This is a genomic window from Maribellus luteus (assembly GCF_003576475.1).
Classification (GTDB): Bacteria; Bacteroidota; Bacteroidia; order Bacteroidales; family Prolixibacteraceae; genus Draconibacterium; species Draconibacterium luteum.
The window spans coordinates 1-669 of the sequence record NZ_QWGR01000110.1; the positions used below are offsets into that span (position 1 = coordinate 1).

Below are 669 nucleotides of genomic sequence, written 5' to 3' on the forward strand. Positions count from 1 at the left end.
ATTGAGGGCGCGAGCGCAGGCCTCCAGCTGTCGAGCAGCCTGACCAACAGCGGCACCATTACCGCGACCGGCACCGGCGTGTTCATTGGCTCTTACGGTTCGCTCACCAATGCGGCAGGCGGCATCGTCACCGGCGGCACGCGCGCCATCGCGCCGAACGGCAATTTCAGCGTGTTCAACGCGCGCATCGCCAATGCGGGCACGATCAACGGCGACGTGAGCTTCGGCTCGTCCTCGTCGAGCAGCTATTACGGCAACAACAACGCCTATTACGCGCTGGCGGGCGGCGTCCTGAACGGCAATCTGACGCTGACCAGTGGCGATCTGCTGATCGCTGAGGCGACAGGCACTACCGGCAACCGTTTCGCCGGCATCACCGGCACGGTGTCGGGCACCAATGCGGGCCTGCGCCTGCGCGTGCGCACCGACACCACCGCGACGCTGCCGACCACGAGCCAGTTCACCACGGTCGGCTATGAGCTGTTCGACAAGGCGGCGCTGACCCTGACCGGCGCGGCCTCGACCCGGCCGCTCTATCTGTCCGGGCAGGGGACGGTCGACCTGACCGCCGACATCGCCGACGGCCTGGGCGTGCCCAAGGGCCGGGGCACCGTCGTCGCCCGTGTCGAGCCGGGCCAGCCGGCGGAGAAGGCCGGGCTCAAGCAGGGC

The 669-nt window shown here is 68.8% G+C and carries 1 protein-coding gene; it reads left to right on the forward strand.

Translation table 11 applies throughout. The features are described from left to right. The coding region (locus D1614_RS28155) for a Do family serine endopeptidase (RefSeq protein WP_206610157.1) at nt 1–669 on the forward strand (669 nt) is incomplete at both ends.